The 13546-nt window shown below is 73.5% G+C and carries 11 protein-coding genes and 1 pseudogene; 9 read left to right on the forward strand and 3 right to left on the reverse strand.

From position 1 onward, the window contains the following. Positions 1-21 precede the first annotated feature (21 nt). Positions 22-660: a phosphoribosylglycinamide formyltransferase gene (gene purN / locus AB0898_RS07855; RefSeq protein WP_366801949.1), complete on the forward strand. Its 639-nt coding sequence runs from the start codon at positions 22-24 to the stop codon at positions 658-660. Then, complete coding sequence (purH, locus tag AB0898_RS07860; protein WP_366801950.1) at positions 657-2228, forward strand: bifunctional phosphoribosylaminoimidazolecarboxamide formyltransferase/IMP cyclohydrolase; 1572 nt, start codon at positions 657-659, stop codon at positions 2226-2228. The genes purN and purH overlap by 4 nt, the downstream gene beginning before the upstream one ends. Positions 2229-2350: 122 nt before the next feature. On the opposite strand, the gene AB0898_RS07865 is transcribed toward purH, so the two are convergent. Beyond that, a complete protein-coding gene (locus AB0898_RS07865) occupies positions 2351-3019 on the reverse strand; it encodes an RDD family protein (RefSeq protein ID WP_366801951.1) in 669 nt (222 codons plus the stop codon). Between the two features lie 297 nt (positions 3020-3316). Here AB0898_RS07865 and AB0898_RS07870 point away from each other — a divergent pair, with 297 nt between their 5' ends. The 5 genes and pseudogenes from AB0898_RS07870 to AB0898_RS07890 all read left to right on the forward strand — a co-directional run bounded on the left by AB0898_RS07870 (position 3317) and on the right by AB0898_RS07890 (position 8093). Beyond that, the gene (locus AB0898_RS07870; protein WP_366801952.1) at positions 3317-4171 is read left to right on the forward strand and encodes a bifunctional methylenetetrahydrofolate dehydrogenase/methenyltetrahydrofolate cyclohydrolase; all 855 of its coding nucleotides are present in this window, start codon (positions 3317-3319) and stop codon (positions 4169-4171) included. Between the two features lie 52 nt (positions 4172-4223). Next, on the forward strand, positions 4224-4670 hold the full coding sequence (locus AB0898_RS07875; protein ID WP_407078306.1) for a DUF3017 domain-containing protein: 447 nt from the start codon (positions 4224-4226) through the stop codon (positions 4668-4670). Between the two features lie 384 nt (positions 4671-5054). Next, a pseudogene (locus AB0898_RS07880) lies at positions 5055-5219 on the forward strand (helix-turn-helix domain-containing protein); the annotation flags it as partial. 927 nt (positions 5220-6146) lie between these two features. Continuing rightward, positions 6147-6764, forward strand: coding sequence for a DUF2690 domain-containing protein (locus AB0898_RS07885; protein ID WP_366802205.1), 618 nt, complete (start codon positions 6147-6149; stop codon positions 6762-6764). Positions 6765-7103: 339 nt separating this feature from the next. Then, positions 7104-8093, forward strand: coding sequence for a malate dehydrogenase (locus AB0898_RS07890; protein ID WP_366801953.1), 990 nt, complete (start codon positions 7104-7106; stop codon positions 8091-8093). Between the two features lie 69 nt (positions 8094-8162). Here AB0898_RS07890 and AB0898_RS07895 read toward each other — a convergent pair whose 3' ends face one another. Next, complete coding sequence (locus tag AB0898_RS07895) at positions 8163-8849, reverse strand: siderophore-interacting protein (protein ID WP_366801954.1); 687 nt, start codon at positions 8847-8849, stop codon at positions 8163-8165. 52 nt (positions 8850-8901) lie between these two features. Beyond that, on the reverse strand, positions 8902-10308 hold the full coding sequence (locus tag AB0898_RS07900; protein WP_366801955.1) for an MFS transporter: 1407 nt from the start codon (positions 10306-10308) through the stop codon (positions 8902-8904). A gap of 143 nt (positions 10309-10451) precedes the next feature. On the opposite strand from AB0898_RS07900, the gene AB0898_RS07905 reads away from it, so the two are divergent. Together AB0898_RS07905 and AB0898_RS07910 are read left to right on the forward strand one after the other, a co-directional pair. Beyond that, positions 10452-11396 carry a LysR family transcriptional regulator gene (locus AB0898_RS07905; RefSeq protein ID WP_366801956.1) on the forward strand — a complete coding sequence of 315 codons (945 nt, stop codon included), beginning with the start codon at positions 10452-10454 and terminating at the stop codon, positions 11394-11396. A gap of 148 nt (positions 11397-11544) precedes the next feature. After that, the gene (locus AB0898_RS07910) at positions 11545-13317 is read left to right on the forward strand and encodes a hypothetical protein (RefSeq protein WP_366801957.1); all 1773 of its coding nucleotides are present in this window, start codon (positions 11545-11547) and stop codon (positions 13315-13317) included. Positions 13318-13546: the final 229 nt, after the last annotated feature.

Here is a 13546-nt window from a genome sequence, read left to right on the forward strand (position 1 = left end):
GTCCCGAGAAAGGGCCCCATCGTGGCCGCCACCCCCGCCGGTCCAGCGGTCAAGCGTCTGGTCGTGCTGGTCTCCGGCTCCGGAACCAATCTCCAGGCCCTGCTGGACGAGATCGAGCGCGTCGGAGCGGAGGCGTACGGCGCCCGGATCGTCGCCGTCGGGGCCGACCGCGACGGCATCGAGGGGCTGGCCCGCGCCGAGCGCGCCGGGCTGCCGGTCTTCGTGTGCCGGGTGAAGGACCACGGGAGCCGCGAGGAGTGGGACGCGGCGCTGGCCGGGGCGGTCGCCGCCTTCGAGCCCGACCTCGTGATCTCCGCCGGGTTCATGAAGATCGTGGGCAAGGAGTTCCTGGCCCGGTTCGGCGGGCGGTTCGTCAACACCCACCCGGCGCTGCTGCCGAGCTTTCCCGGGGCCCACGGGGTGCGCGACGCGCTCGCGTACGGCGCCAAGGTCACCGGCTGCACCGTCCACTTCGTCGACGACGGCGTCGACACCGGGCCGATCATCGCGCAGGGCGTGGTCGAGGTCCGGGACGAGGACGACGAGAGCGCTCTGCACGAGCGCATCAAGGACGTCGAGCGAAGGCTGCTCGTCGAGGTCGTGGGCCGGCTCGCCCGCCACGGCCATCGCATTGAGGGACGAAAGGTAGTTATCCAGTGACCGCCACCGCCGAGAGCACCAAGCGGCCCCTTCGCCGGGCGCTCGTCAGCGTCTACGACAAGACCGGCCTCGAAGACCTCGCGCGCGGGCTGCACGAGGCCGGTGTGGAGCTGGTCTCCACCGGTTCCACGGCGTCCCGCATCGCCGCCGCGGGCGTCCCCGTCACCAAGGTCGAGGAGCTGACCGGCTTCCCCGAGTGTCTGGACGGCCGGGTCAAGACCCTGCACCCCAAGGTGCACGCGGGCATCCTCGCCGACCTGCGCCTGGACTCCCACCGCGAGCAGCTGGACGAGCTGGGCGTCGCGCCGTTCGACCTCGTCGTCGTCAACCTCTACCCGTTCCGGGAGACCGTCGCCTCCGGTGCCTCGCCCGACGAGTGCGTGGAGCAGATCGACATCGGCGGCCCCTCGATGGTCCGCGCAGCCGCCAAGAACCACCCGTCCGTGGCCGTGGTGACCAGCCCCGAGCGGTACGCCGACGTGCTCGCCGCCGCCCAGGACGGCGGCTTCGACCTCGCCGCCCGCAAGCGCCTGGCCGCCGAGGCCTTCCGGCACACGGCCGCCTACGACGTGGCGGTGGCCGACTGGTTCGCGACCGAGTACGCCCCGGTGGACGACTCCCCGTTCCCGGACTTCCTCGGCGCCACCTGGGACCGCGCGCACACCCTGCGCTACGGCGAGAACCCGCACCAGCCGGCCGCGCTGTACGTCGAGGCGGGCGCCGAGGGGCTCGCGCAGGCCGAGCAGCTGCACGGCAAGGAGATGTCGTACAACAACTACACGGACACGGACGCCGCGCGCCGTGCCGCGTACGACCACGACGAGCCCTGTGTCGCGATCATCAAGCACGCCAACCCGTGCGGTATCGCGGTCGGCGCGGACGTGGCCGAGGCGCACCGCAAGGCGCACGCCTGTGACCCGCTGTCCGCGTTCGGCGGGGTCATCGCGGTGAACCGGCCGGTCAGCAAGGAGCTGGCCGAGCAGGTCGCGGAGATCTTCACCGAGGTCATCGTGGCGCCGGACTACGAGGAGGGCGCGCTGGAGGCCCTCACCCGGAAGAAGAACATCCGCGTGCTGAAGGCCCCGCACGCGCCCGCCTCCCGGGTCGAGGTCAAGCCGATCGACGGTGGTGTCCTGGTTCAGGAGACCGACCGGCTCCAGGCCGACGGCGACGACCCGGCGAACTGGACCCTGGCCAGCGGTGAGGCGCTGTCCGCCGAGGAGCTGGCCGAGCTGGCCTTCGCCTGGCGGGCGTGCCGCGCGGTGAAGTCCAACGCGATCCTGCTCGCCAAGGACGGTGCCTCGGTCGGCGTCGGCATGGGCCAGGTCAACCGCGTCGACTCCTGCAAGCTGGCGGTCGAGCGGGCGGGCGAGGAGCGGGCGCGGGGTGCCTTCGCGGCCTCCGACGCGTTCTTCCCCTTCCCCGACGGGCCCGAGATCCTGATCGGCGCCGGGGTCCGCGCGATCGTGCAGCCCGGCGGCTCGATCCGGGACGAGCAGGTCGTGGAGGCGGCGAAGAAGGCGGGCGTGACGATGTACTTCACGGGGACGCGGCACTTCTTCCACTGAGCACTGAGTACCGAGCGCTGAGCGCTGAGCGCTGAGCGGGCATACGGCGAGGGCCGTGTCCCACCCCGGGATGGGTGGGACACGGCCCTCGGCCGTGAGCCGGTGAGCGGTGAGCGGTGCGCTCAGTCCTTGTGCACGACCAGCGTGCCCGCGACCTTGTCGTGCCAGCCCTGCTGCCGGCCCGAGTTGTCCCAGAAGGGCGACAGGTAGACCAGCAGCTGGCCTATGCCGCAGCTGACGTAGCCCGCGGCGGTCGGGATGATCCAGCGGAGGAAGGACTTGAGCAGGCCGGGCTTCTGGCCGGTGTCGGCCTGCACGACGCGGATGCCGACCGCCAGCTTGCCCAGGGTCGCGCCGATCAGGCCGACCATCAGCCACTCGTAGAGCAGGGTCGCGAGACCGAACAGGAGCAGGAGGGGCAGGAGCTTGCTCATCATGCTCGCGCCGGCGTCGTTCACGCAGGTCTCGTACGTGGTCGAAGCCGGGTCGCAGTCCTGGACCGAGTTCGCGAAGCTCGCGACGCCGGCGATGCTCAGGACGAAGGAGAGCACCGTGAGGATCACGGCGTCGATCGCGCGGGCACCGAAGCGGCGGCCCATCGAGGCCAGGCGCGGGCCGGGACCGCCCGGGTAGCCGACGCCGGGCTGCTGCGGGTAGCCGTAGCCCTGCGGCGGGACGCCGGCGCCCTGCGGGTAGCCGTACTGCGGCGGCACGCCCTGCGGGGGCTGCCGGCCGTAGCCCTGCTGGGGGTCCTGGGGCTGTCCGTACGGGTTGGGCGAGCCGTAACTCATCGTTGTTCTTCCTCCGTTGGCCTTGCGGGGACGACGCGGAAGGCACGGAGGCATGACACGTGATGAGCGGTTGTCCCCCCACCGGACCGCGGCTTGTGCGCCATTCATCGTTGTGGAGGTGCACGATCTTGTCCACCCGCATTCGTGATGCGTTGCCCAAGTGCAACATCAGTGATCATCACTGATCATCAGTGACGATCCGGGGACATCCCGGGAGGTGCGGGACGTGCGCGACGCCACTCCGCGAAGGCCCACCCGGATTGGAACCGGGGGCCCGTCATCCGGGAGGATGGGGGTATGACCGCCCAGATTCTCGATGGCAAGGCCACCGCAGCCGCGATCAAGTCCGATCTGACCGCCCGCGTGGCGGCGCTGAAGGAGAAGGGAATCACGCCCGGCCTCGGAACCGTCCTGGTCGGGGAGGACCCCGGCAGCCAGAAGTACGTCGCGGGCAAGCACCGCGACTGCGCGCAGGTCGGCATCGCCTCCATCCAGCGTGAACTGCCCGCGACCGCCACCCAGGAGGAGATCGAGGCGGTTGTCCGCGAGCTGAACGAGGACCCGGCCTGCACCGGCTACATCGTCCAGCTCCCGCTGCCCAAGGGCATCGACGAGAACCGCATCCTGGAACTGATGGACCCGGAGAAGGACGCCGACGGCCTCCACCCGACCAACCTCGGCCGCCTCGTCCTCAACGAGCCCGCCCCGCTGCCCTGCACCCCCAACGGCGTGCTCACCCTGCTGCGCCGCTACGGCGTCGAGACCAAGGGTGCCGAGGTCGTGGTCGTCGGCCGCGGTGTGACCATCGGACGGTCGATGCCGCTGCTGCTCACCCGGCGCAGCGAGAACGCCACGGTGACCCAGTGCCACACCGGCACCCGCGATCTGTCCGCCCACCTCAAGCGGGCCGACATCGTCATCGCGGCGGCGGGCTCCCCGCACCTGATCCGCGCCGAGGACATCAAGCCCGGCGCGGCCGTGCTCGACGTGGGCGTCTCCCGCAACGCCGAGGGCAAGATCGTCGGTGACGTCCACCCGGACGTGGCCGAGGTGGCCGCGTGGATCTCCCCCAACCCCGGCGGCGTGGGCCCGATGACCCGTGCCCAGCTGCTGGTCAACGTGGTCGAGGCGGCGGAGCGCAGTGCCGGCTGACGACGTGCGTGCGGACCATGAGGACACGGAGAGCCGCGAGGAGGCCGGGACGGTGGAGACGGACGCCGGGAGTGTCGTAGCGGCCCCCGAGGCCCCCGAGGCCCCCGTGGCCCGTAAGCGCCGCTTCCCGCTGTTCACCAAGGACACCGCGCGCCCCGAGGGCGGTGGCCGGGCCGCCCCCGGCGACGCCCCGGCGCCCGCCCGGCAGTGGCCGGTGCTCGTCGTGCTGTCCGTGGTCGCGCTCGGTCTGCTGCTGACCGCGTTCGACCTGTTCCGCGCGGGCACCCTGCTGATCGGGCTCGCGCTGCTGGCCGGCGCGGTGCTGCGCTGGCTGCTGCCGTCCGTCGGCATGCTGGCGGTCCGCTCGCGGTTCACGGACATCGTCACCTACGGCATCCTCGGCCTCGCGATCGCCCTGCTGGCCCTGATGGTCCAGCCGCATCCCCTGCTGGTGATCCCGTTCCTCAAGGACGTGCTGCACTTCACGGTGAGCAAGTAGTCCGGTTTTCCAGGCGGTTACGGCCTCTGTGGGCCCCCGCGACCGATGGGCTCGCCCCCTCCCCCGACCGGGGGCGAGCCGCCGGAATCAGCCTGGCCCGGCCGCGCGCGGCTGTTCAACGCCTGTCCGTGGGCTGTGGCACGGAGGTGACCGTTCCGCTACGGGTCCGCGCCCTGGGCTCCGCCGGTTCCGGGGCAGTTCGGGGGTAACGGCGCGAACACCCCGTAGCGGCCGTGGAACCGGGCTAACGTGGTGAAGGTACGTGAAGGCCCCCGGAAGGGGAACCGGGGTCCTCCGGCGGCGCATCCCTGAGGATGACCGTCCGGTCCGGGCGCGGCCGTGGGGAGACGGTCACGCCGGGGGACTACTTGGGGGGAAGTGGCCATGCCTCGCTGGAAACCGCTGCCGGACGATCTCGATCCGCAGATACGGGAGTTCACCGGTCAGCTGCGCCGGATCGTCGACCAGGGCGGCCTCGGTGTCGCGGCCCTCGCCGACCGCACCGGCTACAGCAGAACCTCCTGGGAGCGCTACCTCGGTGGCCGCCTCCTCGCCCCGCTCGGCGCGGTCGTCGCCCTCGCCGAGGCCACCGGCACCAGCCCCGTCCACCTCACCACGATGTGGGAACTGGCCGAACGCGCCTGGAGCCGCGCGGAGTTCCGCCACGACCCCACGATGGAACAACTCCGGATCAGCGAGGCGCGGGCGGCGCTGGGGGAGACGGGGGGTGACGGGGCGGGCGGGGCTCGGGGGGCTTCGGGCGCGGTTCCGGTCCCCGGCGGTCACGGGGGGTCTTCGGGTGCGGTGGGTGGTGCGGGTGCGGCACCTGGCGGGGCCCAGGGGGCGGCTCCAGGCGTGAAGGGCGGGGCGGCTTCGGGTCCGGTTCCCGGTGGTCGCGGGGTGGATTCGGGTGGAGCGGGTGCGGCTTCGGCCGCCGGTTCTGGTGCCGCGGGTACCGGCGCGGTCCCGGGGCCGGGTCACACGATCGCTGACGCCGTACCTGCGCCGGGCGGTGCGGGTGCTGCTTCGGGTGCCGGTTCCGGGGCCGGCGGTGGCGGCGTGGTCGCGGGGCCGGGACAGACGGTTGCCGATGCCGTTTCTGCGCCGGGCGGTGCGGGTTCCGGGGCCGCGCCCGGCGGTGGCCGTGGTGCGGCTTCGGGTGGGCCGGGCGGTGCCGGTGCGGCTGCGGGCGCCGGGTCCGGGCACACGGTCGCCGATGCCGTTTCTGCGCCGGACGGTGCGGGTTCCGGGGGTGCGCCCGCTGTGGGCGGCGCGGGCGGATTTCCCGCCGGGTCCGGCGGTGGCCGTGGGGCGGCACCGGGTGCGACGAGTGGTGCCGGTGCGGCTGAAGGCGTCGGGGCCGGGGGCGCCGGGGCGGTTGCGGGGCCCGGGTACACGGTTGCCGATGCTGTTTCCGGGGCGGGCGGCTTCGGGCCGGCGCCCGGGTCGGGGCGTACGGGCGGTGGTGCGGCTGAGGTGCCGGACGGGGGCCGGGGTGCCGTGCCGCTGGGCGGGGCGGTCCCGGGCGTCGCCGGGCCGGCCGGGGTGGTGCCGTCGCGGGCCGGGCGGTCGGCGGTGGACGGTGGGGCCGGGCGCGCGCGGCGTACGACGCTCTTCGCGGCCGGGGCCGCCGTCGTGCTGGTCGCTCTCGGGGCGGTCTTCCTGTTCACCGGGCGGGACAGCGGCGCGGACGAGCCCACAACAGCCGTCAACTCGCCCTCCCCGGTGGCCAGTACGCCCCAGGTGCTGCCCTCCGGTGTCCAGTGCGCCGGCGCCTCCTGTGCCGGGAAGGACGCCGAGGCCATGGGGTGCAGCGGGAGCCGGGTGGCGACGGTGAGCAGCGCGGTCGTCGGGCCGGTCAGGCTGGAGGTGCGCTACAGCCGGATCTGCGGCGCGGCGTGGGGGCGGATCACCGGGGCCGCGCCGGGGGACCGGGTGCGTGTCGTGGTGGGCGGCGAGCGCCCGGACGCGGTCACCAAGACGGGGGACACCATCGCGTACACCCCGATGGTGGCGGTGGAGCAGGCGTCCGGCGTCCGGGCCTGTGCGACGCTCGCGGCGGGGCGTACGGCCTGTACGGAACCGGCGAAGTGACCGTACGTCCCGAACGAATTCAGCGCGGCCGGCATGTCTCGCCGTAAGCCGGGCACTCGCACCAGTACCCCCCACGGGAGTCCGGTGACGGCCGGCACCCCCGCCGGCGGCCGCCTTCGTCTTCCTCTCCCGGACGGGCGGCCGCCTCACCCATGTCCGGGGCGCCGGGGGCCAACTCGGGGCCGCGGAAACCGCCCTGTGGGGTGAGCCACAGGGCCCCGGCCGTCCGGGATGCCGGATGCGCGATAGCCTGACCGCTGGATCTCTCTTGACGCCAAGAGATCGATCATCCACCCGGGGCAGGGACGCCCCACCGCCAGCTGTCATACGGAGAACGCCATGACCCGCACTCCCGTGAACGTCACCGTCACCGGCGCGGCCGGCCAGATCGGTTACGCCCTGCTCTTCCGCATCGCCTCCGGGCAGCTGCTCGGCGCGGACGTGCCGGTCAACCTGCGCCTGCTGGAGATCACCCCGGCGCTGAAGGCGGCCGAGGGCACGGCCATGGAGCTGGACGACTGCGCGTTCCCGCTGCTGAGCGGCATCGAGATCACCGACGACCCGAACGTGGCCTTCGACGGCGCCAACGTCGCCCTCCTCGTCGGCGCCCGCCCCCGTACCAAGGGCATGGAGCGCGGTGACCTCCTGGAGGCCAACGGCGGCATCTTCAAGCCGCAGGGCAAGGCCATCAACGACCACGCCGCGGACGACATCAAGGTCCTCGTCGTCGGCAACCCGGCCAACACCAACGCCCTGATCGCCCAGGCCGCCGCCCCGGACGTACCGGCCGAGCGCTTCACCGCGATGACCCGTCTCGACCACAACCGCGCGCTGACCCAGCTCGCGAAGAAGACGGGCGTGCCGGTCTCCGAGATCAAGCGCCTGACGATCTGGGGCAACCACTCCGCCACCCAGTACCCGGACATCTTCCACGCCACGGTCGCCGGCAAGAACGCCGCCGAGGTCGTGAACGACGAGCAGTGGCTGGCCGACGACTTCATCCCGACCGTCGCCAAGCGCGGTGCCGCGATCATCGAGGCCCGTGGCGCCTCCTCGGCCGCCTCCGCCGCCAACGCCGCCATCGACCACGTGTACACGTGGGTCAACGGCACCGCCGAGGGCGACTGGACCTCCATGGGCATCCCGTCGGACGGCTCCTACGGCGTCCCGGAGGGCCTGATCTCCTCCTTCCCCGTCACCACCAAGGACGGCACGTACGAGATCGTCCAGGGCCTGGACATCAACGAGTTCTCCCGCGCCCGCATCGACGCCTCGGTGCAGGAGCTGGCGGAGGAGCGCGACGCGGTCCGCGGTCTCGGCCTCATCTGAGCCACGCGCACGTGTGACGGGCCCCCTTTCCGGTCGTACCGGAAGGGGGCCCGTCCCGTGTCGCTACGCCTACTCCATGCCCCGCTTGCCCGGCGTCCAGAACGGCTTCGTCAGCACCGAGCGCCGGTCCCAGCCCGCGTCGCGCAGCACATGCCGTACGGCCTGCACGGCGCGCGCCTCACCGGCGACGTACGCCACTCCGCCGGGCGCGGGCGAGAGCCGGCCCACCGCCTCGGCGAGCGGGATCTCGCCGCGCAGCACCCAGTCGATACGGCCCGCGTGGGCCAGCGGCAGCCGGTCGCCGACCGTGTCCGTCTCCACGCAGCCCGAGACCCGCGCCCCGGAGGGCAGCGCGGCGAGCATCGCGCCGAAGGCGACCGACGCCGTCTCGTCGCCGACGAAGACATGGTGCGAGGCGCCTGTGCGCAGCGTGAACGAGCCCTCCGGCTTGCCGAGCCGTACCTCGTCGCCGACCGCCGCCTCGCGGGCCCAGCGCGCGCCCGGGCCGTCGCCGGGGTGGTCGAGGACGCACAACTCCAGGGCGCCGGCGGTGTCGTAGCGCCACACCGAGTAGGTACGGCGGGTCAGCGCGGTGCCCACCAGGACCCGTACCTGCTGGCCCGGGAGCACGTCCAGACCGGCCAGCGCCTCGCCCTCGATGCGCAGGCGCCGCATGCGGGCGGTGAACCGTTCCACGGCGGTCACGGTGCCCCGGAGCATCAGCAGATCGAGGACGGGATTCAGCAGCGCGGCCATGCTCGGCTCCTTGAAGTGCGACAACTCGGCCGAAAAGAACCCGAGTTGATCATCAGTGGGGGGTGGAGGGCGATGCTACGCGCTCCCTTTCGGGCGCCGTCGCGGGGAGGGGTCGCTTACGGCCGCCGTAGCCCGCGACCACCAGTGCCGTCGCCGCCAGCACGACCAGTGCGACCGTGCGCAGCGCCGGGCCCATGCCCCGGGCGAGGTCGGAGTGGGCGGCCAGCACGGTGCCGGTGACCGCGACGCCGAGCGCGGCGCCGGTCTCGCGGGCGGTGGTGCCGAGCCCGGAGCCGAGGCCCGCCTGGTGCGCGGGGAGCGAGGTGACCACGCCGAGGGTGAGCGCGGGCATGGAGAGCCCGGTGCCCGCCGAGGTGACCAGCAGCCAGCAGGCGTACAGCCAGTACGAGGTGCCCGCGCCGGCGGTGGATGCGCCGAGCAGCCCGGCGCCGATGAGGGCGAGCCCGGTGCCGACGACCGTACGGGGTGGGACGCGCCACCGCGTGGCCAGCTTCTGCGACAGCGCCATGCCGAGGGGCAGCGGCATGATCGCGACACCGGTGAGGGCGGCGCCGTAGCCCTTGACGTCCTGGAGGTACTGGGAGTTGACGAAGAACAGGGCGAACAGGCCGAAGAACGCGGTGGCCGTGCCCAGCGAGGCCGCGCGCAGCCGGGCCGAGGCGAAGACGCGGGGGTCGAACAGCGGCGCCGGGGAGCGCAGGGCGTGCCGGGTGAACGCGCCGGTCAGGACGGCACCGGCGAGGAAGGCGCCGAGGATGCGGGCGGAGGTCCAGCCGTAGGAGGGGCCCTCGATGATGCCGAACAGGGTCGCGACCAGGCCCGCCGTCAGCAGCAGGGTGCCGAGGAGGTCGGGTCGGGCGCCCGGGGAGCGGTCGGTGCGCGGGGTGGTGAGGGCGACGGCTACGGCGAGCAGGGCGGCGAGCGGGACCATCACCGCGAACAGGGCGCGCCAGGACAGGAATTGACCGGCGAGCCCGCCGCCGAGGTTGCCCGCCGCGCCGCCGAGCCCGAGCGAGAGCGTCCACGCGCCCAGCGCGCGGGCCCGGGTCTCGGGCGTGGACAGCCGCAGCAGGATCGACAGGGTGGCCGGGGTGATCAGGGCCGCCCCGGCGCCGGACAGGCCCCGGCCCGCGATGAGGACGGCCGGGTCCGTCGCGAGCGCGCTGGTGGCGGCGCCCGCCGCGAACAGGCCGAGCCCGGCGAGGAGCGCGCCCTTGCGGCCGTAGCGGTCGCCGGTGGCGCCGGCCGGGATGAGGAGGGCGGCGAAGGCGATGACGTAGGCGTCCACCATCCACAGCAGCTCGCTGTGCGAGGGGTGCAGGGAGGACGCGATCAGCTGCGGGAGCAGGAGGTTGATGGCCGCGACCATGCTCTGGGCGACCAGGACGCAGGCGCACAGCGCGAGCAGGACGGGGCGGTTCGGGGCAGGCGAGGGCACGGCTCCTCCGGGAGCGGGTTCGGTTGGTGGAGTGGGGTGGGTGCCGGCGGGATGCCGGTGGGGTGCTGGTGGGGGGTGCCCTGTCACCGTAGGGTCGGTGCCGACCTGCTTTCCAGTGCAACTTTCGCAAGGGGTGATTGCGTATGACGCAATCCGCCGAGTCCGATCCGACGGCGGCCGCCGCCGGGGTGGACCTCAACCTGCTGCTCGCCCTCGACGTGCTCCTGGAGGAGCAGAGCGTCCAGGGCGCCGCCCGCCGGCTGCATCTGTCGGAGCCCGCGATGAGCCGTACCCTCGGGCGCATCCGCAAGGCGCTCGGCGACCCGGTGCTGGTGCGCGCCGGGCGGCGCATGGTGCCGACCCCGCACGCGCTGGCGGTACGGGCCGAGGTGAGCGCGGTGGTGGAACGCGCCCGCGCGCTGTTCGCGCCGGGGCGGGACGCCGATCTGCGCACGGTGAGCCGTACCTTCACGATCCTCGGCCATGACGCGTCCGCCGCCACCCTCGGCCCCGCCCTGCTCGCCCGGGCGGCGCGCGAGGCGCCCGGCATCCGGCTGCGGTTCCTGTCCGAGAGCCACGTGGACGCCCCCCTCCTGCGCCAGGGCACCGCCGATCTGGAGGTCGGCGTGGTGGACACCACCGCCCCCGAGGTGCACGTGGAGACGGTCCACGAGGACCGGATGCTCGGTGTCGTACGAGCCGGACACCCGCTCCTGGACGGGGAGTTGACCCCGGAGCGGTTCGCCGGCGCGGCCGGGCACCTCAGCGTGTCCCGGCGGGGCAGGCTGCGCGGCCCGATCGACGACGCGCTGGCCGCGCTCGGCCTGGAACGGCACGTGGTCGGCAGCGTCGGCACCTACCCCGCCTCGCTGTTCGTGCTCCGCGACACCGACCTGATCGGGATCGTGAGCGAAGGGGGCCGGCCGCTCGCCGAGGCGCTCGGCCTGGTCACCTTCCCGGTCCCGCTGCCCCTGCCGCCCCTGCGCGTGGGCATCGCCTGGCATCCCCGGCACGACGCGGACCCGGCGCACGCGTGGCTGCGGGGGTGCGTGCGCGACCTCATCGCCGGGGCGGATCAGGTGAGTTGACCCACGTGAGCTGACGCCGCTTCACAGGCTCCACACACGCGTCCGGCGGCAAAACAGGTGCCGCCGTCCCCGTCTCCCCTCTATCCTCGGGGGTCTTCCGCCGGCCCACCGACACGGGCCGCGCGTCACCACTTTTCGGGGGAGTGGCATGAGCGCCGCACAGGTGCCGGAGCAGTCCGGGCCCACGTCCGCCGGGGCGCCGACCGCGTCACCGACCGCGCAGCCGGGTACGCCACCGGCCGCGCAGCCGGGTACGCCGCCGCACGCCAGCGAGGCGACCCGGCTGCTGTGCGCGGGGGTGTATCTCGACTCCGGGTACCGCGACCGGGTCATCGAGGAGCTGCACCTCAACGAACAGCGCATCGTGGCACCGTCGTTGGGCTTCGACGCGGCGCGGGTCCTGGCCCACGCACTGCGGGCCCGGCGGCTCGAACTGCTGTGGGCCGGGGCGATCATCGGGCTCTGGCTGGTGGGGGTGCCGCTCAGCGGAGGCATGCTCGCGCTCGCGCTGTGGCCGAGCCTCCTGCTCGCGGCCGCCCCCGCGATCCGCGGCAGGGCCGCGCAGCCGCCGCTGTACCGCCTGGTCCTCGCGTTCCTCGTCCGCTGGTCGGGGCGCCTGTACTTCGCGGTGCTGCTCGCCCTCACGGTCGCCGCCGCGTTCGGCGCCGGGATGGACGACGAGCCGTCCTACCGCCGCTACGACCCGTACGACCCCTATGGCTCCTACGGCTCCTCGGTCTCCTCCGGCGACTTCCTCGACGGGCTGACCACGGCCGTCAAGCCGCTGCAGGCGTGGCTCACGCTCGTCGTGCTCGCCGGCATCGCGCTGTGCGTGCACCTCCAGCGCACCCAGTTCAGCCGGGCGCTCGCCGCCGAACTCTCCCCGCAGCGCTTCCCGGACGCCGCGGGCGACCCCGCCGAGCGGGCCGAGAACCCGCGCTTCCGGCGGATCAGGCAGCGCATCCGGCTCGAACAGCACGCGCCGCTGGTCCTCTACAACGAGGCGCGGCCCTTCTGCGGGGCCGGGGCGGCGTACGACACCTGGGTCCTCGCGGTGGAGCTGAAGCCGGACGAGCTGAAGAAGCGGCAGCCGCTCAGCAACCGGGTCATTCTCGACCGGATCCGGCCGCTGCTCGAACAGCTGCGGATTCCGGCGGAGTTCGCGGGGCCCGTCGTGCGCGACCGGCTGCGGCGGCTGGAGATCGACGAGTGCGTGTTCCTGCCCGCGGAGGGGCTGGGCACCCGTGACCAGGCGCCGTACACCGAGCAGGCCTTCGAGGAGCACCGGGCGCGCGCGGTCGAGGAGGGCGCCGAGAAGCGGCGGCACTTCCTGCGGGTGCGGGTGGGCGGCTGGGAGGAGGAGCTGGTCGTCACGGTGTTCGTGCGCGTGCACACCCAGGGGCGGATGCTCGTCCTGGAGATCGCCCCGCACGTACTGACGCCGGTGCGCGAGGAGTTCAAGGACGCCGACCGTACGGCCCACCGGTTCCGCAACAACAACGCGCTCGGCAAGGCCGCCACCGCCCTCGTCCTCGTACCGGGCTCTGCGGGCCGCGCGCTGGCCCAGCTCGGCCGGGGCCTGGTGTACGTCTGGCGCCTGCTGACCGGCGGCCACTCGGGCGCCCTCCCCGACGGCCCCGCCCTCTCCGTCCGCGAACTCGGCTCCCGTCCCGAGGGCTCCCTCTTCCAGGAGATGGACGTCGCCCGCTACCTCAAGAACATCCAGGACCGCGTCGCGGGCGGGGTGCGCTCCGCGCTCGCCGAATGCGGGTACGAGACCGGCGAGTTCGTCCAGAAGGTCGTCAACATCAGCAACGGTGACGTCAATATCGGGCGGGTGGAGGGCAGCACGTTCGCGGTGGGCAGCCATGCGAGTGCCTCCGGCGGGGGTGCGGGGGCCGGGTCGAGTGGGGCGCGGTGAATGGGGGGGCCGGTGTCGGAGATGGGGGGGCGGCGGTGTCTGGTGAGGGGCTGGGGGCCGCCGGGTTTGGGGGGCGTGGTTGAGGATGGTCCGGTGGGATGGCAGCGGTGCCCGGTGAGGAGTCGGGGGCCGGTTTCGGGCGGGCGGTTGAGGGTGGTCCGGTGTCGGGGGCGGGGGGGCGAGGGGCATGTCCGGTGAGGAGTCGGGGGTTGGCTTTGGGCGGGCGGTC

It is taken from the genome of Streptomyces sp. NPDC005435 (assembly GCF_040703155.1).
GTDB lineage: Bacteria > Actinomycetota > Actinomycetes > Streptomycetales > Streptomycetaceae > Streptomyces.

Coding starts and splice junctions, on each gene's coding strand:
- AB0898_RS07865 (WP_366801951.1), bottom strand. CDS start 3,019: ATGAGTTACGGCTCGCCCAACCCGTACGGACAGCCCCAGGACCCCCAG.
- AB0898_RS07870 (WP_366801952.1), top strand. CDS start 3,317: ATGACCGCCCAGATTCTCGATGGCAAGGCCACCGCAGCCGCGATCAAG.
- AB0898_RS07890 (WP_366801953.1), top strand. CDS start 7,104: ATGACCCGCACTCCCGTGAACGTCACCGTCACCGGCGCGGCCGGCCAG.
- AB0898_RS07895 (WP_366801954.1), bottom strand. CDS start 8,849: ATGGCCGCGCTGCTGAATCCCGTCCTCGATCTGCTGATGCTCCGGGGC.
- AB0898_RS07905 (WP_366801956.1), top strand. CDS start 10,452: ATGACGCAATCCGCCGAGTCCGATCCGACGGCGGCCGCCGCCGGGGTG.
- AB0898_RS07910 (WP_366801957.1), top strand. CDS start 11,545: ATGAGCGCCGCACAGGTGCCGGAGCAGTCCGGGCCCACGTCCGCCGGG.